The organism is Acidovorax sp. LjRoot74 (assembly GCF_964254355.1).
GTDB lineage: Bacteria > Pseudomonadota > Gammaproteobacteria > Burkholderiales > Burkholderiaceae_C > Acidovorax.
The window spans coordinates 1-18,500 of sequence record NZ_CAXUTI020000002.1 but is presented as its reverse complement, the minus strand read 5'-3'; the positions used below and the strand labels follow the sequence as shown (position 1 = coordinate 18,500).

The following is an 18,500-nucleotide window of genomic DNA, read 5'->3' as shown; positions in this document are numbered from 1 at the left end:
GATCATTAAAAATGAAATAGGGGCAATGTCCCTATTTCATTTTGTTAAGATTTTAGTTTTCGCATTTCTTCAGCGAGAATCCACAACGCCCGATTCAGTTTCACGCTCTGGTCAATTCCGTTGACCTGGCGCGTCGTGGTGGATCGTCCAATCTTGCTGCGCCCGCGCAATCCACCTTTCAGCAAGTTTTCTTGGACACGGTTGAACGTGCCCCACATGTCATCACGGCGATCTTCAAAACGGCGCGGCGTGAGAATTTGCGCCTCGGTAACGGGCGCTGCGCCCTCCCCTTCGTCGTACTTCAAACTAAGGGCGGCATGAGCAAATGCCGATTGTTCGCCAGGATTGAGCGTAACGCCCTGCATGGCCTCGCGCTGTTGGGAAATTTGCTCGAAGCTGTCCAGCACCTTGAAAGCGCCCTCGATCACTTCACCGACCACGTTCCCATTGTGGCGGACGCGAATATCACTCGATATTTCCCCGCACACCAGCCCGTTTTGACATACAAAGCGGAACATTCCGGCAAGCATTTGATAGCTGCTCGTGCCATCGTGAGAGTTCAGCAGAATGATTTCGTTGGCCTCTTTGCCCGTAATTTGCTCTGCATGGCGCAGGCGCAGCATGTGTTTTGTATGTTCCCGCTTGCCCTCGCTGCGCACACGGGTCTGACACGCCATGAATGGCGCGAAGCCCTCGCGGCGCAGGCCATCGAGGACATCAATGGTTGGAATGTAGGTGTAGCGGGCAGAGCGGCTTTCATGGGCTGCATCGGCAAAGATCGAAGGCGCAGCAGCGCAGATCTCATCGTTGGACAAGGCGCGGTCAGCGCGGGCGACAGTAGAACCACGGGAAAAACGGCTTGCGAGTTGCATGATTAATACCTCAATTAATGGCTTGACTAGGTTTCTTGTATATGGTGATTTCTTCGTTCACCATGGTATAAATTATAATCGCACCATTAATAATGTCAACCTTTTTAGGTTGTCATTGTGTATTAGTTTGTAAAGACAACTGCCCGATTCCGGGAGTTCTTCATCACACGCCACCCCGCCCGCCAGGTCTTTGGGGGTATGGGGAACACCCCATGTAGCCGCAGCGCGGCGTAAACCAGCAGCCGCAGCACACAGCCAGGGCCTCCCGCGTCCCACCAGCTCCAGCACCCCACCGGCACCCCTTCGCGCACTGATCAACAGGGTTGTTCAATTTCGCGGACGCGAAATTTCCCCATCACAAGGGCTCACGTATTTGTTTGGCAGGTACGCCGGGCCATACCCTTGTCCGGGCTTGCGGGGTGCCGTGCAAGAAGCACGGCAGTGCTCCGCACCGGCCCCTACCGGACAACCCGCACGCAAGGCGTGCGCGCTTCGGGGCACCATGGCCCGGTCGGGGGCAAGTCGGACGCTTGCGGCCGTCTTGGCTGTCTTTCAAGGGGGAAGCCCCAGCGGCAGGGGGATGTGCGCAGCACTTCCCCCAATAGCGGGCAAGGTGGCCTGGAGCCGTACCCGCAGGCAATCCCAGCGGGATCGAGCCGGGTGAGGCGAGCGGCGCAAAGCCCCAACGGGGCGAGGGCATCCGGTTTTTCAACCGCAGGGGGGAAAATGCCTCAGAAGGATTTCACATATCTCTGCAACACACAAAGTTCATTGAGCTAGTGTGGTGTCTCAGAAGTAAGCATCAAATAATTGCATTCGCGGCACGAGCGACAGATGCCAAGATAGTGTCGGCACTTTTGTGCCAAACAAATGGCTTTGGATCCTGGTTGTGGCGATCAATGTATTGCCGTATGGCTTGCTCCAACTCGCCGATGCTGGTGTGGGCGCTACGCTTGATCCACCTCTCGCTGATCTGACTGAAGAAGCGCTCGACCAGATTGAGCCACGACGCGGAGGTCGGCGTGAAGTGAACGTAATAGCGGGGATGGGCGGCTAGCCAGGCGCGTACTGCCTGCGTCTTGTGCGTACCGTAGTTGTCCATGATCAGATGGATATCTTGTTCGCCTGGTACCGCCGCATTGATGACTTTGAGGAACTGCAGGAATTCCACGCTGCGGTGACGGCGCTTGAGTTGCCCAATCACCTTGCCAGTGGCCACATCCAGCGCTGCGAACAGGGAGGTTGTCCCATGGCGTTTGTAGTCGTGCGTGCGCGTGGTCGGCTTGCCGAAGGTCAGTGGTAGACCAGGCTGTGTGCGATCAAGAGCCTGGATCTGGCTCTTCTCGTCCACGCACAGCACAAGGGCACGATCAGGCGGCGCCATATACAGCCCCACAACATCACGCACCTTGTCAACGAAATGAGGGTCAGTGGACAGCTTGAAGGTTTCCTGCAGGTGCGGCTTCAGACCAAACGCATGCCAGATGCGCTGCACCGTCGCTGGTGATACGCCCGTTTGCCGGCTCATCTGGCGCACGCTCCAGTGCGTGGCATTGTCAGGTGTGCTCTGGCGAACCTTATCCACGATTAGCTGAATCTGCTCGTCGCCCACGCTGCGCGGGCGGCCTGCGCGCGGCGCATCGGTCAAACCAGCCAGACGGTACGCCTGGTAGCGCCGCCGCCATTTGGAGACGGTTTGCACCGTCGTATGCAAGCGCTGGGCAATCACAGTGCCCGACTCCCCATCCGCGCAGCCCAGCACGATTCGCATGCGCAACTTCTCGTCTTCAGGCGCTTTGCGCACGCGCAACCGGGCCTTGAGCTCTGCGCGCTCAGCGTCGGTGATCTGCAGCTTCGTGGCGGGGCGTCCGGGGTGGGCCATCGGCGTAGTCTCCTATACGGAAACCACTTCGATAGCCATGACTCAAAATAATTCAATTTATTTTTGAGACACCACACTAGCAGGCTGCTGAAATACTCCCCAACGTCACTGCCCAGCTGCCGCCTTGCCAGGACAATCGAGGCACACCCCACCGATGAGATAGAAGAAAGAGCCATCCATGCGCGGAGCCGACACCTTCACCGAGAGCCTGTTCACCATGCGCCACCTCGATGACTTCGTGCCCCTTGATCACCCCCTGCGCATGATCCGCGTGATGGTCAACAAGGCCCTGGCGAACATGGACAACCTGTTTGGTCAGATGTACGCGGCCGACATCAAAGGCGGGCGTCCCAGCATTGCCCCCGAGAAGCTGCTGCGGGCCATGCTCATTCAAGTGCTCTACAGCGTGCGCTCAGAACGCCAACTCATGGAGCAGACCCAATACAACCTGCTGTTTCGCTGGTTCATCGGCCTGGCCATGGACGACGCAGTCTGGGTTCCTACCGTGTTCAGCAAGAACCGGGAGCGCCTGATCGAGCACGATGCCGTCATCGAGTTCTTCAACCAGATCGTGCAACAAGCCCAGGAGCAGGAACTGCTCTCGGGCGAGCACTTCAGCGTGGATGGCACCCTGATCCAGGCCTGGGCGGGCCACAAGAGCTTCGTGCGCAAAGACCGCACGGACGATGACGGCAACGCCAACGCGGGCAACTTCAAAGACCAAAAGCGCAGCAACGACACCCATGAATCCACTACGGATGGGGATGCAAGGCTGTACCGCAAGGGCAAGACGGCCAGCGAGTTGCGCTTCATGGGCCACACACTCACCGACAACCGCCACGGCCTGGTGGTCAGTGCCGTGGTCACCCAGGCTGACGGGTATGCAGAACGTGAAGCGGCCAAGGCCATGATCAACGATGCCCGCCAGGCGCTGCCCGGCGATGAACCCATCACCATCACCCTGGGGGCAGACAAAGGCTACGACGCCAAGGAATTCATCGAAGCCCTGCAGGAGATGAACGTGCTGCCCCATGTAGCGCAGAACAAGTCGGGGCGCCAGTCGGCAGTTACTGACGCGATTGCAGACAGCGAAGGCTACGCCATCTCGCAGCAAAAGAGAAAGCTGATCGAACAAGGCTTTGGCTGGGCCAAGACGGTGGGGCACATGCGTCAGGTGCTGGTGCGCGGGATCAAAAAAGTGGACCAGATGTTTGTGCTGACGATGGCGGGCTACAACCTCACGCGATTGCGCAGCCTGGGGCAAATCCGCCTGCAGGGGCAGGCATGAGGGCAAAAGGGCAAAAAATCGGGCGTGCGAGGGTAAAAAGCGCCAGTATGGAGCGCTGAATTTCAAGATACGGAAAACTGGCGCGAGAAATGCGCGAGGGTCGAGGAAGATACTCGTGGGCAAGGGGAGTATTTCAGCAGCCTGCTAAGTCGTGCAAAATATCACTGAATAATAATATTTCATTCATTTACAAACTAAACCTCCTGTATTACCTGCAAAGCGAGTAAGTCTATAAACTATTTTCTTTCTTAAATAGTCTCAGAATGAAAAGCTCATTAATCTTCGCCCTGGTCACAGTTGCCGCCACCAGCCTCCAGGCAGCAAGTTTTGAAGACCACGCACGGGTGCTCGATGTGCAGGAACGCTACAGCGGAAATTCTTCAAATTCTGGAACCCGCACCGTCTGCGAACCTGTCCAGCAAACGCCATCAAACGAATATGGAGCTGGAACCGCAATCGGCGCCCTGGCTGGCGGTCTTGTTGGCAGTCAGGTCGGGAAAGGCAATGGACGTATCGCAGGAGCTGCCGTGGGCGCTGCAACAGGCGCAATGGCCGGGCACTATGTTGAAGGCCGAAACCGCCAACCGCAGCAACGGTGCTACCAAACGAGTGAAGGTTATGGGAACGGCTACAACAACGCAGGACAACGACGCGCCACCGGCTACACCATCACCTACGAGTACGCCGGCCGGACGTTCACCGAATACCGCAACCGCCCGCCGACAGGAGACACAATCAAAGTTCGGGTGAATATCGTCCCAAACTAGGATGCCTGTAAGCCGCCAAGAGGCCTCAGAAGCACTTGAGGACTTCAAGCGCGAATACACAGGGCTCTCCCAAGTCAAGTATGTCTTGCTTGAAAACAAGAAGGATTTTCATGACCACTACGGACCCAACACCGAGAGAGTCGTCCAGGCCTGGGCGGGAAAGCTCGGCGCCTACTCCAGAAGCACCCGCACCATTGCCCTGGCCCTTGCCGCCCACGATGACAAATCGGAAATTGCGGCCACCCTCGCCCACGAAGGAATTGGACATTCCGGCATCAATACTTTCTCAGGTGCAGAAAAACGAGGGTTGATCGACGCGCTCATTGAATCCAAGAAGCATCCCGGCGCTTTACGGGATTCGTACTGGAAAGCCGTCGAGGACGCCTATCCCCATCTGAGCAAGAGCGAACAAGCCGAAGAGATTTTCAGCCTCATGGCTGAAACCATTCACGCCAGGGGCGGCGGCCAATACAACGCGAAAGCATTCGACCACGCTTGGCAAAAATCAGTCGTAGAGCAGAGCGAGCCGCTGCAAGCATGGGGCCTTGCTCAAGTGGTCGAACATGTAGCCCATGGGTTGCGGGAGAACACGCGGCAGCATCAGATTTTCCCCACGAGCGACACGGATCAATTCCGGCTCGCCACCCCACAAGAACAAATGGCTGCGATCAGCAGCCATTTGAATCAGGGAAATTTCAGTGACAGAGAGCGCTCGATCATTCTTGAGCGCATCCAGAACAACGCCCGGTACGCCGACAACACGGCACAGCCGAAAGCAAGCGAGCTAGAGCGTTAGCGACCCTTGCCGGAGTCGCCTGGAACCCTGGCGCGAAGCGCCTCCAGCTCAACGCGCAGCCGTTCATTTTCTGCGTGTTGCGCAGCCTCCACGGCGTCCCTGCGCTTGCTCTCGGCCTGCAGCACGTCCACCTGGCCCGACAGACGAGCGCCCTGCTCTCTCGCCTGGCTTGCCAGGTTGCGCGCATCCTCACGCTCGGCGTGCGCCTTGCGCACGTCTTGCGTGACTTGATCGGCCTGACGCTCTGCCAGCTCCGCGCGTGTTTCGGCGCGAACCACCAGCTCCGCAGACGCTTCCAAACGCGCCGCCAGCACCGCGGCCGCTTGCTCGGCGGCAATACGGCCCTTGCGTTCGTCCTCGACCGCCGCGCGCAATTGCTCGACCTCTTTCCCTTGTGCAGCGTGTCTTTCCGTCAGCCCCTCAGCCCTGAGCCGGGCCGTGGCCAACTCTACGCGGGCCGCTTCTGCCGCCTGCTGTTCGCGCTCGACGCGCCCAGTCAATTCAACCAGGTCTGCAGCCTGCTGCGCCGCTTTGCCCGCCAAGGTGTCACGCTCAGTCGTCAATACGGCCATCTGGGAGATAAGCGAATCCCGCTCGTCCTCCAGAGACTCGCCAGTCATAGCAAGATCCGCAGCTTCGGTTTGCACCTCCACCAAGCGCCCTTCAATTTCAGCCCGCGCCTGCGCTGCCGCGCGGCCAATCTCCGCAGCGATAGCAGCGGCCAGCGTCTGAGGAAGCTCAAGCGCTGCAGCCGCCGACATGGGCCGGGCATCCCGCCAGGCCGACAAATGTTTTTGGATTGTGTTCGGGCTCCCCCGGTCGCCCAACCGCTCGCGCACAGCGCGGATCGTCGCCTGTTTTCCTTCGCCAATCAGCGCGTCAGCAACCGCTGACACCTGCTCAGAAGTAACACCTATGCGGGCCATGATACGCCTTTCGTATTGTCGTATCTGTATTATGTATCAATACGATATGTTATTCAATACGAAAACGATACGATATCGTCAAAGTGCCTAAAAAGATCAGGCGGTTTTAACCTCGTTGAGCAAGTCGGGGTGACGATCCAACAGCTTGAACAGTTTGACCAAGGACAGGGGCGGCTTAGTTTTCCCGTTCTCATAGCGCGAGAACGCATTGATGCCGCCGCCAAAGAGTTCGGCGGCCTGCCGCTGGTCAAGGTCGAGTTTTCTACGAACCTTGGCGATGTAGTCGGGATCGACGTAGGCGGAATTCACTTGACGCTGAAACAGGCCGACCATTTCGCTGTAACGGTCGCCATGCTCACGGTTCAAGACGACTTCACCACAAGCCGGACAAAAGTCACCCGTCACCGCTGGAATGGTGGTGTTTTCACCCTTGTAGGTGTAGGGCATGTCGCGCGTGTCGTGGATCAGTTCCGCCGCGCCGCAGCATGGGCATTTCATGGTCATAGCTCCTTGAAAGAAACGATCAACACGTCATCAATGACGGTCAGCTTTAGGTACACCTCGCCGTTCGCCGTCTCGGCGCGGTACACGTCTTGCCAGATACGATGATCGGCATGGGTCGTCATACTCTTGTAAAAGTCGCTTGGTGTAAGCGCCAAGACAACGGCACACATGCCGGTCAAGTCGCAAATGCCCAGTTCGCGCGCGCCATTAAATGCGCTAGCTGTGGCCCTGACTTGGCCAGCCTCAATCAAGGCTTTGACGACTGGCAGATTGCAGTGCGGGGTGCCTTTTTCCATAACGCCATTTTAACCTAAAACGTTAATTTGTCAATTAGGTTAATGGCGGAGAGCTTTGCGGTTTCGGCATCGAGGCCACAGGAGCCAATTTAAGCCCCGCAGGTATGCCACCCTGCCCTACCCCTTCGCCGCTGAAATTGAGTACCCTCTCCCGCGTTCTGGGGCGCTCAGTCAACTCTTCAAGGGCTGAGCGACCCCCGTTTTTGGTTTCAATTTGGGGGGAGCCGTGTGCCGAATGGCGCACAGGGGGGCGAAGCCCCCAGGGGGTCGGGGGGCTGCAAGCCCCACGCCTGGGAGCGCCCTAGGCGCGGCGGGGACCGCTGGGGGCGTCGTGTTCAGCCCCCTCTGGGGGCCTATTAAATGGGTGAGGCCGTAGGCCGAGGGCGAAGCCCTGGGGTGCCGGGTGGGGAGCGCCGTAGGCGCGGGCGAAGCGCGTAGCGCGTAGGAGCCGGCGGGGCGAAGCCCCTAGAGGCGGTGTCTTTTCCTATTGGTTAATTACTATAGGAAAGGAATACAGGGTGCGAGTCCGAAAAACGTGATTTCTTCAATCGTGACATGAGCTTAGGTCAGTTTGATTGGCGCCTTCGCGGGAGTTGTTCATCACATTTGCGGGAGTTGTTCAGCGTGCATAACTCCGCCGAAACAACTTAAGCTGTTGATTTCATTGAAGAAATGGCGCGGGAGTTGTTCAGCGTGCATAACTTTTCTTTTGCACAATGTTTTCCACAAAATATGCACAGCCTTATCAACAGTCCGTGGCGCGGGAGTTCTTCATCAAATTTGTAGCGGTGCATCCCCTGTGCGCCGGGAGTTGTTCATCAAACGGCGGGAGTTCTTCATCACACGTTTGAGGCCTAAAAATGACGTTGGCGGGAGTTCTTCATCACACCCGAGTTCATCAACATGTACCCATTGGATGCGGCACTCCCATGCAAGCCATGCGATTGCCGGTGAGATGCCCATTGAGATTGCGCAGCAAAACTTGGGACATGCGTCGCTGGCGACGTCGTGCCATCTGACTCTCCTTTGGTCTGAAAATCCGTTTAGGGATGGGTTTAGCTTTGCCAATTGGGGGTTCCAGCTCGGAACGACTTGAGGGTCGTCCAGCGACCAAGGCCCTCGACAAACACATCCGAGACAGCCGAGTTTTGGTAGTTGTCCTTGGTCACCCTGGGATAAAGGCCTAGATATTCCTGACCAGCAAAGCGATCGGTCTCTCTGTCCAGCAGGGGCATAATGGCCACGCCGCCAGATCGATATCCATCAAAAAATCCGAGCTCCCAGGGCATCCATTTCGATGTGGTCGCCGCGTCGGTCGCTAGGTAGATCAGGGACTTCGACTGCCTCATCCTCTGACGGAGCAGCGCCGCTGTCTCGGCGTTGACCTTCGATCTATCAAGCTGCCGGTCGTGGCTCCAGTCCACGTAAACTGTGGCCCCCTGCTGCTCTAACAGTTGCTTAACGCCGAGAACCAACTCAGCGTCAGCAATCGCGTGAGACAGAAAGATGTCGAACGCCTCGGAATCGCGCGTATTGGTGCGCGCGGATTCCAGAATTTGTCCTGCTGACCGCGCAGAGAACTGTCGAGTTGCGCCCTGAGCCGCAGCCCGCGCTTCCGTCTTTGTGAAATGACGCGCTGCCATCACATCCCCTGAAGTCCGATAAGTGCCCGGATTACGGTGATCTGCTGAACTGCCGGCGGCTGGCCGGCGACATTGATCGCGCGATCGTCATATCTGAAGCTGAAGAATACTTTGCGAGCCATATTTCTTTCGTCAAAACTGGTTTGTCGGTAGGCTCAGTGGGGTGTCCCGGTCTGCGTCACCTAGTGCAAGAAAAGCGACAGCAGAATCATCAGGAGGGCCAAAGTGACGTAGTACGGGAACAAGGTCCGGGAAAACAATGTCGAGATCCATTGATTTCGCGGGTCGCTTTTGTACGGCTCGGTGTTCATCGAGAAGTCGATGTCTTCCTCCTTGAGCTGCCGCACGTGCTCGTACAGCGACCGGAAGCGCCTCTCCATCGAGAGGAAGTAGCCGTCCAAGAACCAGAAGATGAACAGCGGGAAATAGGCCACGACGATGTAAGCCTTGTTGGTGTCCTTGGCTGCCAGGGCGAAGAGAGCAGCGATGAGCGTGACGCTCCAACCCTTGAGCAAGAATAGGTTGCCCGACATCCGGCTGATCGACGCCTGGATGAACTCGAGGTGCTTGTGTTTGTTAGAGATGTCGGACATGGCGCAGTGCTTGGCGGGCCTACCGGCGGCGGGCGATGGCGTCATCGACCCACGCCGCCAGGTGGTCCTTGACGTGGTTGTAGGTGCCGTAGGCGGGCGGGTCATAGACCGGCGGCCGCACGATGTTGTTGCCGTCACGAAAAGTGAACTGGTCAAATGGGTTCGTGCCCTTGGAACAGGTGCCCTGTCGGGGGCAGTTCAGGTGGTGGATGTGGATACCCAGCAGGCCGCGGTTATCCGCCCAGGCCTTGCGGATTTCATGCTGAATCCAGGGCCGCGCATGGGTCTCGGTGCCGATCAGCACGACCACGCAGCGCTTGTATTTCATGTTGTCATCAATCCAACGCTCGACGGCCGCCGAACCGCGGCGCTTGACCGTCTCCCAGTCGTTTGGGGACACGGGCTCGTCGCCGTCGATCATGCCCATCTGCCGGATCTGTTGCACCCGCATGACATCGTTGTCGAAGTGAAAGCTATAGAACACCGGAACTCGTGCCATGGTCTCCTCCTTGGTCTACACGGGCTTCTCGCCTTTGGCTGGGCCGGATGCCCAAGCCGCGATAGAGCAGCGCCACGAAATCCAGTGGCGCCAAATCGTCGGGTGGCAGGTAATTCAGGTCTCGAGCGAGATGCACGGTCGCGCCGCCAGTTAGGGCGATGGGGATGCACGCTGCGTTGGGCCAGTAACTCGTAAACAGCTTGTGCTCGTCCAGGATGCCATGCATGCCGCCTATGAAGACGGCCGCCTCGAATTCGACGGACGTGAACATAGCCTTGCGCATCGCGAGCAGGCTGGCTTCAACGTCCTCGCCGACAGCGTCGATCAGCTTCACGTTCGCGAAGTTCTTGTTATCTTCTGGCAGCACCTTCTGGAACAACTTCGACTGGAACAGCTCCACCGCCACCGTGTACTCGACGCCCACTGCCTGGGCCGCCGACCACAGCAGCGGCGTGATGGCCGGATGGCCGCCCCAAACTAGCTTCTTGCGCCCCAGCACCACCTGCGCCAGCGCGTTGACGGCGGCCTGGATCTCCTGTGGCCGGCAGTCCGAGCTGTACGGTTCGCGCGTCGGCACGCTAGCGGATAGAAAGATCGCGCCCACGGCTACTGCTCGATGTCGGCCAACTGCCAATCCGCCTCGCGGCTTCGCAGCCATTTGACGGCACCGACATGGGAGGCGAGCCAGTCCAGGTGGCGCCGCCATTCCTCGCTGATGCCGAGGTGATCGTAGACCACGGCCGCGGCACGCGAGTCGCTCAGGTCAATGCAGTTGTGGACGTCGACCGACGTCGGCACGCCAACAACCGGGTAGGCCACTAGCGGGTTGCCGGAAGGCAGCTTTAGGATGACGGAGCGCTTCTGGCCTACGCCTTCGACGCTGCCGCCCAGGTCCTGGATCGCGGTGCGCAGCGTACCGACCATGTTGGAGTGCCGCAGCGCCACGCTGACGCTTCGTATGCGCTCGAGCTCCAGTGCGACATCCGCGACCACCCCCGGCGTGAGGCGCGTGCCGTTGAAGTTGGCGTCGGTCAACTTCTTGGACGTGGCCAAGTGCGACTCGCGCACGGGCGTGTGGCCGGGCCAGACCAACTGCAACATGGAGATGTGCTTGGCGATGGCCCGACCCCACTCGGTCGTGGTCCACCGGCTGGTGAAGTAGCCCGCGGTATCGAGCATGACCAGCACATCGGAATCGCACAGCCGATGCCAGAGCGCGGCCTGGAAGTCGGCGGCCACAGAGACCGAGTGCGTGTCCAAGAACACATCGAAATGACGCGCGGACAGCGTCTCGTAGAGCTGCAGGGCGACGTCGGCCGACTCCTCGCGGCGATAGCTGACGAAGACACGCCGCTGGGCCGGCAGCAAGCCTAGACACTGCAAGGCAGCCGTGACGACCCGGCGCAGGCCGGCATCAGTGGGGTCATGGAACATCGCATTGATGCTGCGCAACTCCACTGGCAACTCGGCTCTGACGTGGGCGGCTGCGCTGACGATGGGCACCACGGGCACTCCCAACTTGGTCAGCAGGGCCGCTTCAGGGTACTCAGCGCCGTCAGCACCGAAGAAGACGGCCACCGTGGCTGTCGTATCGCTGAAGTCGGCGGCGATGCCGCGGTCAATCGTGTAGTCGCGCCCGCGCAGCAGGCCAAACAAGCCGAGGCATTCGTCAAACGTTGCCGAAAAGGCAGAGGTCTGCGGGTCGGTCGGTGACCCTAGTAGAAGGCATTGGTAGAGCGCCATGGACCGCACCGTCATAGGAACGGCACAGTGCGCACGAACTGCCCCTGGTTGCTGCCCGCCGGCACCCAGAGCAATTCACCGGCGCTGGACGTGTCGACGCGGCGGTATAGCTGCATGTACTCGTTGCCGTGTGTGGTCGTGGAATCGGATGTCTGAACGATGGCAATACGGTCAGGCTGCTTTTGGCCATCGGCATAGCCCAACTCCCACGGACACCAGCGCGAAGCCATGGAGTTGGCGGTGGCAAGAAACAGGAACCAGTCGCACGTCTTGATACGGTGCTGGATCCGTGACGCCGTTTCTCGATTGGGCTCGGGCGGCATCGACGCGTCTTTCCAGTCGATGTACAGCTCGACACCCTGTTCTGCAAGCAGTGCCTGCAGCCCTTCGGCGAACTTGTCGTCACGGTGGCTGTGGCACAGGAAGGCCGTCTTTTGCAAGCCGACACGAATTTGCGATTTGCGAAGCGGCCGCCGTTGACCGGCTCGCAGCAGTTCAGATTGATCAATTGCCATTAGTTTGTTGTCCCATCCCTGCACGCACGGTAACGAAATGTTTGCAGGTAGTCAATGCGGAGGCACCTTCGCCGGGGAGTACGCGGCTCAGCTAGGCCAGAATGGCCGTCAATAACACCAACGGGGAGCTGGAATGGGTGAGTAGGTCCTAGTCTTGGCACTAAACATCACTAGCGACACGCCTGGTGAAATCCGCGACGTATCGCTGTCTACTCTGGGCGGTTTCACTTCCAAGACGACCTGCGAGGCTGCCGCCCAGACCATCGCAAGCCGCTCAGTCGCGGTCGTAGGTCAAGCACGCATGCAAGCTGGGATGCAGGGCAACGGCGGGAAGTCACCCCCCGTACTGAGCTACGAGTGCGTCTTCATAAAGAAGTGATCGGTCGATTGCGTCAATTTTCGTTGAAAGCGGAAGTTGGAGGGTGCCGTGTGAAGTCCGCAGGACACACTGCCACCCACCGGGGCGCCCTAATGCAGCCGCTGGTAAGCTTTCGCTCTTGGCAGAGACCTGACCTTCGTGGCTATCAGCCCGACGGGCAGCAATCGCTGCTTATGGAAAGCTCTCCATAAGCAGCGTTATGCACAGGTCCCAGTTATATGCAGGACTCCGACGCCGTCAGGCTGCAGGCCGCATGAACGCTGGCGTTGCCGGCGTCAAGGACGAGGACGAGGACGCGCTGCACATAACGTTTGATTCCCGACGAGGCGAGATCGAGGGCAAATAGTCTTGTCACACGGTAGCCGCCGACGTGATGACGATGGCACACCGCCCCAACCGCCTTCGCCTGTTTGTGATGGGTCTTCCCTCGACAGCGGCCAATCAAACTCCAGGGATTGGAACAGTTCGCCGCACGGCTGGAGATGAAGCCGCGGTGCGCAGCCTCAGCAAGGATTCATCGCATTTGGCGCCTCTGAGCATGACGAAACTATGGATAGCCTCGTAGCGCATGCACGCACCCCGCACCAGGGAGATCTCGCACGAGCACCCACCGGGCTACTCATAACAGAGCACTGTGCATAACGCTGCAAAGCGGTCATCCCGGATCCAAAGCGTTCAAGGATTCATTGACCCTGTTCACATTTATAGCCGACGTTGCCACCGGACCGGTGCGCTGTCCGCCTAGTGCAACCCAAAATTTCGCGGACGCGAAATTCAGAAGAGCGAGTTCTGTCCATCGTCACTGTCCCCGCTTCTACTCCCCTTTTTCTTGCGTACAGGGGCAACGTGTGGGGGCGACGGGAGCAGGACAAGGCCGTTGTCCTCGACCTTGAGCCGCGCAAGTGGGTAAACGATCTGCACGGCCTTCAATGCCTTCAAGAACCCTTTCTTGAAGTCTCTGGAAGCCTGGTCGATGTTGTTGGTGTTGAACGAGGAACCAAATTGGCCCATCAAGGATTCCCACCGGATCGGCCTTGTCGGTCTGTCCGTGTAGCTCATTCGGTAGGTGAGCCAGGAATAAATGTCCATCGCCAGCGGCGAACCCCGCAGCGCCTTGTATGCCCGCAAATCAATGGGAATGGGGTGCTCGATCAGCTCATTAAAAAATGGGGCGCTGAGCCTGACGCCCGACTTCCATTTCCCTGCGTCGCGCTCATGCTGCGGAACCCAAATGGCGCGCTCGTCGCCATCGACAGGCGTATCAAGGTCGAATGCTTCTTCATTCTCCAAGTGCAGGCCGTCAGCGATCAGCACATTGCGCAAAACGAAGCCAGGATCGCCAGCAGCTCCGCGTGTCATCTGCGCGGTAATGAGCGAACCAAAAAGGCGCTTCATCTGCTCGGCAACGCGGGTGGACGTTCCACGCTCGCCGCCGCCCGCGCGCAACTCTAAAACGTCTCGCAGGAACTGGCGCAAGGAGTCGCCCAGCTCGATGACCGGCGATTGGTTGCGCACCGCCTCGGTAGCCACCCATGACATAAGCAAGCGCGGGTAGATCCCATAAGGGATTCCGCCTTCGTAGCCCGCCAGGATGCGCAATTTGAAGTCGCCGTTGACGCGCGTAAAAACGTCCGCCTTGGGGTCTTTGTAGGGCATCGTGGCGAGCACCAGGGCGCGGGTCATGTACCCAAGGGTTCCGGCCTGCCGTGCGTCTTCCGCCTCGATGGCGAATTGCTCATCAATAGCGCGGCGCACCCACTCCGGCACGTGCCCTGCCCTATAGTCGATGATCGTTTCTTGCTTCTTTGCCGCCATGGAAAGTTATAATTTTCTGCCGTTGCAAATGCACTGGCTTGACTACTTACAGCCCGGCATAACCTGCCGGGCTTTTTTTATGGGTCATCGGTCGGTGCTCCGGCGCCGATATGCCGTCGCAAGCAATGCCGCCCCCGCCTCTGCCACCTGGTTCAAACGCGCCTGGTGTGCAGCCTCTGCGTCGGCCTGGCTGCGCTCAACAATTGCAGCAGGCGCGGTAATGGTCGCACGCCTCCACCCACGCGGCAAGCTGCGTTCAATTCCTGTTTCTTCGATTACGCGGGCCTCTTTGTAGCGGTCGAGGGTGTCGCGCATCCGTTGCACCGTCTTCCAAACCGCCTGCCGGGTCACGCCAAACTGATCTGCAGCTTCCTGGTTGGAGTAGCTATCCAACATCACTAGGCGCGCTGCCGCAATGCGGTCGGCACTCAAGCTGTCTTTCAGCAAGTGCTGCAGCGCTTCAAACTCTGGGACAGACACAGGAACAAATTCGCCATGCGTCATAAATCACCCCACGTAGACCAAAAATAGAACAACTCGAATCCCCTTGTATGCGCCGCCCCGTCGGGCGGCGCATCACTTCAAACAATCACCGACAGAACATCATCCAAGCGGAACTCGCTGTTGAACGAGCCTTCCAGGCCGCACATGCACGCTGCCAGCAGCAGCGCCCCGGCGCCCTCAGTCGCAAACCGCCCTTCGCGCAGGCCTGCAAATACATGCTTCCCGGCGTTCTCGGCTTTGCGCGCCTGCTCGAACGGCGTGCGCAGCGCGGCGATGCAGGCGCTTTGCTCTTCGGGTTGCAGGTCGGACAAAACTTCTTCGGGCCGCTGTCCCTGAACTGCCAGACGCTCGTAAATGTCCACCAGCAGGCTAGGAACATCGACGCCTGACGAGCCGCTGGCCAGCATGTCGCGCGTTCGCATGTCCTTTTGGGCAACCGTCGTATTGGCGCCCTTCTCTGCGCCCTTCTTCCCTGCCTTGGGTGCCTTGGGCTTGACCTCGTCGCGCACAGCCAGCGCCTTGGCGCGGGCATCTTCCTTGCCCCGCGTCTTCTTCAAATCGTCCACCAATTCTTTCGCCTTGGCGGGGTTGACCTTCTCCACTTGGCGCACGGTGGAAATCACTTCGGCGTCGGCGCTGATGGACTCATTGACCAGCCGTTTTGCCTGCTCCGGCAGGTGCAGCAGCGAAAGCATTTTGGACAGCCAGGGGCGGCCTTTGTTGTGGCGTTCCAAGACCGCTTCGACCGAACCCAACGTATCCAGGTCACGCTGAATCTTGCGGGCTTCCTCGATTTGGGTGAGGTTCTTGCGGTGGGTGTTCTCCGCAAACTGCAGATCCTCCGCTTCTTCGTCGGTCAGCTCCTTGGCCTTTGCGCGCAGCGTGGCCAGGCCTTGCAAGCGCGCAGCGCGCACGCGCCGTTCACCGGCCACCAGCCGGAACGGCTTGGGGTGTCCTGCGGGCATGACGCGCAGGAAAATGGCCTGAATCTGCATCTTGGCCAGGCTTACCCCCAACTCCGACAATCCTTGCTCGTCGTCCTCGAATTCTTCGCGTACCTGACCGATGATTTCCACGTCATCGAGGTTCACCGCAAACTCCGGCATTTCTGCATCACCAAACAATGCATCAATGCCCGTGCCCATCGCGCCGCCTGCGCCCAGCATGAGGCCAGCCCCTGCGAAGGCATTGGAACCCGCTGCCTTGGCCTTCATCGGGGCCTTCTTCGCTGCTACGGCCGCTGGAGCGCCCTGCCCCATTTTTTTGCTCGTCAACGTCTTGGCGTTCATTTCCCCATCCTCCCCAAAATTGATGCACAAGCCGCGCGCCACTCCTGCGCAGCCTTCAAATGTCCGTCGCCCCTGGTGGCAACCCACACAGGGCGGCGCAGCGCAATTGCTTTGCGAACCGGCGCGCGCTCGGGCAGCACCTCGGGCAAGATCGCGGCCCCGTACTGGGCGCGAAGCGATGCAAGTCCCTCGCGTTCCTCGGTGCTGCGGTTGTTCGTTTTGACCGGCAGAATGCCGATGTGACGAAGACGCGGATTGAACCCCTGCGTGCGGACGATGTGAATCGTCTGCAGCAAGTCGGCCACGCCCGCCAGCTCATACAAGCCAACGGAAACCGGCGTCACCACATAGTCAGCAGCGGCCAGCGAAGCCATGAGACGCACGCCCAGCAAAGGCGGCGTATCCAGCAGGCACAAATCAAAGTCGCCTGCAAACTGCCGCAGGGCAGGGCCAGGGCGGCGGATCACTTCGTTTTCGGCCTTGTCGATGGAGAGGAGGGCGTTATCGGCGCGGATGATCGCCAGCCGGTCGGTGATGTACTCCGGCCCCTCCTGCGGCGCTGCAGCGTCGTACAACCGGGAAGCCAATAAGCCAGGTTCTGCGTCATCGCCAGCCGGGAAGCTCAGGGACAAACTGCCTTGCTTGTCCATATCCACCAGCAGCACACGCAACCCCGCCTCGATGGCGGCATAGGCCAGGTGCACGGTCAACGTGCTCTTGCCTACGCCGCCTTTCTGATTCGCAATCGCAAGAATTTTCATGTTCGGCTCGACTAATTAATTTATAAGTTTTGCAGAGAGGGTAGGGCGGTGTACCACAGTTCGCAACCTTTTTAGGTTGTCAAGACAGATTTTCGCCTCCGCGAAATTTCCGCCCTCACACTCAGTATGGCAAATCGTCATCCATCTCCTGGGGCAGGGCGCCCACCGGTTGCGGCTCGTTTCCTTGGCCTTGCGGCTGGCGAGAACCGCCCCCTGCGCCCTCTGGGCGAGCGCCAAGCGGCTGGACAGCATCGGCGCGGATCTCCGTGCTGTAGCGTTCGATGCCTTGCTTGTCCGTCCATTTGCGCGTGCGCAAGAAGCCCTCGACATAGATCTGACGACCTTTGCCCAGGTACTCACGCACAAAGTCGGCTTGCTGCCGGTAGCACACGATGCTGTGCCATTCGGTGTGCTCCTTTCGCTCCTGCGTGCTTCGATCCGTCCAACCCTCGGTGGTCGCAAGGCGAAAGTGCGCCACCGGATCGCCGTTGGGCATCGTGCGGCACTCGGGCGCGTTTCCGATGTTGCCCATCAGCATTACTTTGTTCAAAGAGGCCATTTTTCCTACTCCGTTGCGTGATGGCCCGATACCGGGCCGGGTTGAAATTCAGAACAAGCCCGCCCGTTTGCGCACGCTCTCGCGCACCTCGGCAAGCGGCTTGGGTGAAAAATGAAAGTCCAGCTCGAAGCCCAACAGCAGCAGCTCCGACAGATCGACATAGCCCAGTTCGGCCATCTGGTAGTCAGCGTTCAAGAGGGCGAAAGCAAACACTTGCTCGACACCCCCGCCAACGTCTTTCTCCAGCACCCACACATCAGACGCACCCAGGAAGTAGTGCAGGTACACCGTCTGTGCAGCATCGGAATCCTCCTGCCCGCCAATCACCGGCATGGCTTCGATGCGTTGCGCGAGGTCCGCCGCAACCCTCTGAAAAAATTCACTTTCTTCGCTGCCGCTTATCAAAGATTGAAGCGAGACCCACTGTGGCCACCCCATAAAACGTGCGATGGGTTGCGCTTGGTCATTGACGGAAATCGCTTGGTTCGTCATAAGAGTCCCTTTTCGATGGCTTGACTAGGTTTCTTGTACATGGTGATTTCTTCGTTCGCCATGGTATAGATTATAATCGCATCATTAATAACGTCAACCTTTATAGGTTGTCATTATGTATTAGTTTGTAAAGCCAATTGCCCGATTCCGGGAGTTCTTCATCACACGCCACCCCGCCCGCTAGGTCTTCGGGGGTATGGGGGACACCCCATGTAGCAGCAGCGCGGCGTAAACCAGCAGCCGCAGCACACAGCCAGGGCCTCCCGCGCCCCACCAGCTCCAGCACCCACCGGCACCCCTTCGCGCACTGATCAACAGGGCTGTTCAATTTCGCGGACGCGAAATTTCCCCCACAAGGGCTCACGTATTTGTTTGGT

General features: G+C 58.9%; 20 protein-coding genes. 3 read left to right on the top strand and 17 right to left on the bottom strand.

All coding sequences use genetic code 11. The features are described 5' to 3' along the window. Positions 1-44 precede the first annotated feature (44 nt). Both ACSQ3O_RS26970 and ACSQ3O_RS26965 read right to left on the bottom strand, forming a co-directional pair. Positions 45-872 (bottom strand): DUF932 domain-containing protein, encoded by an 828-nt coding sequence (locus tag ACSQ3O_RS26970; protein WP_436141196.1) that lies wholly within the window; start codon positions 870-872, stop codon positions 45-47. Positions 873-1,674: 802 nt separating this feature from the next. Continuing rightward, positions 1,675-2,754 (bottom strand): IS630 family transposase, encoded by a 1,080-nt coding sequence (locus tag ACSQ3O_RS26965; RefSeq protein WP_436140287.1) that lies wholly within the window; start codon positions 2,752-2,754, stop codon positions 1,675-1,677. Between the two features lie 178 nt (positions 2,755-2,932). On the opposite strand from ACSQ3O_RS26965, the gene ACSQ3O_RS26960 reads away from it, so the two are divergent. The 3 genes from ACSQ3O_RS26960 (at position 2,933) to ACSQ3O_RS26950 (ending at position 5,605) form a co-directional block, all read left to right on the top strand. Next, the gene (locus tag ACSQ3O_RS26960; RefSeq protein WP_436138591.1) at positions 2,933-4,042 is read left to right on the top strand and encodes an IS5 family transposase; all 1,110 of its coding nucleotides are present in this window, start codon (positions 2,933-2,935) and stop codon (positions 4,040-4,042) included. A 263-nt stretch (positions 4,043-4,305) separates the two neighbouring features. Then, positions 4,306-4,809 carry a glycine zipper 2TM domain-containing protein gene (locus tag ACSQ3O_RS26955; protein ID WP_436141195.1) on the top strand — a complete coding sequence of 168 codons (504 nt, stop codon included), beginning with the start codon at positions 4,306-4,308 and terminating at the stop codon, positions 4,807-4,809. Position 4,810: 1 nt separating this feature from the next. Then, complete coding sequence (locus ACSQ3O_RS26950) at positions 4,811-5,605, top strand: hypothetical protein (RefSeq protein WP_436141194.1); 795 nt, start codon at positions 4,811-4,813, stop codon at positions 5,603-5,605. Here the strand turns inward: ACSQ3O_RS26950 and ACSQ3O_RS26945 are convergent. The 15 genes from ACSQ3O_RS26945 to ACSQ3O_RS26875 all read right to left on the bottom strand — a co-directional run bounded on the left by ACSQ3O_RS26945 (position 5,602) and on the right by ACSQ3O_RS26875 (position 18,123). Further along, entirely contained in the window at positions 5,602-6,531 is a 930-nt protein-coding gene (locus tag ACSQ3O_RS26945) for a DNA-binding protein (RefSeq protein WP_436141193.1), read from the bottom strand. The two genes, ACSQ3O_RS26950 and ACSQ3O_RS26945, sit on opposite strands and share 4 nt — an antisense overlap. A gap of 96 nt (positions 6,532-6,627) precedes the next feature. Then, a complete protein-coding gene (locus tag ACSQ3O_RS26940; RefSeq protein WP_291329356.1) occupies positions 6,628-7,029 on the bottom strand; it encodes a type II toxin-antitoxin system MqsA family antitoxin in 402 nt (133 codons plus the stop codon). Between the two features lie 2 nt (positions 7,030-7,031). Continuing rightward, on the bottom strand, positions 7,032-7,331 hold the full coding sequence (locus ACSQ3O_RS26935; RefSeq protein WP_436141192.1) for a type II toxin-antitoxin system MqsR family toxin: 300 nt from the start codon (positions 7,329-7,331) through the stop codon (positions 7,032-7,034). A 1,055-nt stretch (positions 7,332-8,386) separates the two neighbouring features. After that, a complete protein-coding gene (locus tag ACSQ3O_RS26930; RefSeq protein WP_436141191.1) occupies positions 8,387-8,974 on the bottom strand; it encodes a TIR domain-containing protein in 588 nt (195 codons plus the stop codon). Positions 8,975-9,156: 182 nt separating this feature from the next. Further along, positions 9,157-9,567, bottom strand: coding sequence for a hypothetical protein (locus ACSQ3O_RS26925; RefSeq protein WP_436141190.1), 411 nt, complete (start codon positions 9,565-9,567; stop codon positions 9,157-9,159). Between the two features lie 19 nt (positions 9,568-9,586). Beyond that, positions 9,587-10,066, bottom strand: a complete 480-nt coding sequence (locus tag ACSQ3O_RS26920) for a TIR domain-containing protein (protein WP_436141189.1) — start codon at positions 10,064-10,066, stop codon at positions 9,587-9,589. Beyond that, positions 10,041-10,670 carry a hypothetical protein gene (locus ACSQ3O_RS26915; RefSeq protein ID WP_436141188.1) on the bottom strand — a complete coding sequence of 210 codons (630 nt, stop codon included), beginning with the start codon at positions 10,668-10,670 and terminating at the stop codon, positions 10,041-10,043. Before ACSQ3O_RS26915 ends, ACSQ3O_RS26920 begins: the two co-directional genes overlap by 26 nt. A gap of 2 nt (positions 10,671-10,672) precedes the next feature. Next, positions 10,673-11,809, bottom strand: a complete 1,137-nt coding sequence (locus tag ACSQ3O_RS26910) for a toll/interleukin-1 receptor domain-containing protein (RefSeq protein ID WP_436141187.1) — start codon at positions 11,807-11,809, stop codon at positions 10,673-10,675. An 11-nt stretch (positions 11,810-11,820) separates the two neighbouring features. Further along, entirely contained in the window at positions 11,821-12,324 is a 504-nt protein-coding gene (locus ACSQ3O_RS26905; protein WP_436141186.1) for a toll/interleukin-1 receptor domain-containing protein, read from the bottom strand. A 1,153-nt stretch (positions 12,325-13,477) separates the two neighbouring features. Then, entirely contained in the window at positions 13,478-14,518 is a 1,041-nt protein-coding gene (locus tag ACSQ3O_RS26900; RefSeq protein ID WP_436141185.1) for a replication protein RepA, read from the bottom strand. Positions 14,519-14,602: 84 nt separating this feature from the next. Then, entirely contained in the window at positions 14,603-15,022 is a 420-nt protein-coding gene (locus ACSQ3O_RS26895; RefSeq protein ID WP_348707397.1) for a TrfB-related DNA-binding protein, read from the bottom strand. A gap of 77 nt (positions 15,023-15,099) precedes the next feature. Then, the gene (locus ACSQ3O_RS26890) at positions 15,100-16,188 is read right to left on the bottom strand and encodes a ParB/RepB/Spo0J family partition protein (protein WP_436141184.1); all 1,089 of its coding nucleotides are present in this window, start codon (positions 16,186-16,188) and stop codon (positions 15,100-15,102) included. Positions 16,189-16,307: 119 nt separating this feature from the next. Then, complete coding sequence (locus ACSQ3O_RS26885) at positions 16,308-17,072, bottom strand: ParA family protein (RefSeq protein WP_348707401.1); 765 nt, start codon at positions 17,070-17,072, stop codon at positions 16,308-16,310. Positions 17,073-17,193: 121 nt separating this feature from the next. After that, positions 17,194-17,631: a single-stranded DNA-binding protein gene (gene ssb / locus ACSQ3O_RS26880; RefSeq protein ID WP_436141183.1), complete on the bottom strand. Its 438-nt coding sequence runs from the start codon at positions 17,629-17,631 to the stop codon at positions 17,194-17,196. 48 nt (positions 17,632-17,679) lie between these two features. After that, positions 17,680-18,123, bottom strand: coding sequence for a hypothetical protein (locus tag ACSQ3O_RS26875; protein WP_436141182.1), 444 nt, complete (start codon positions 18,121-18,123; stop codon positions 17,680-17,682). Between the last annotated feature and the right edge of the window lie 377 nt (positions 18,124-18,500).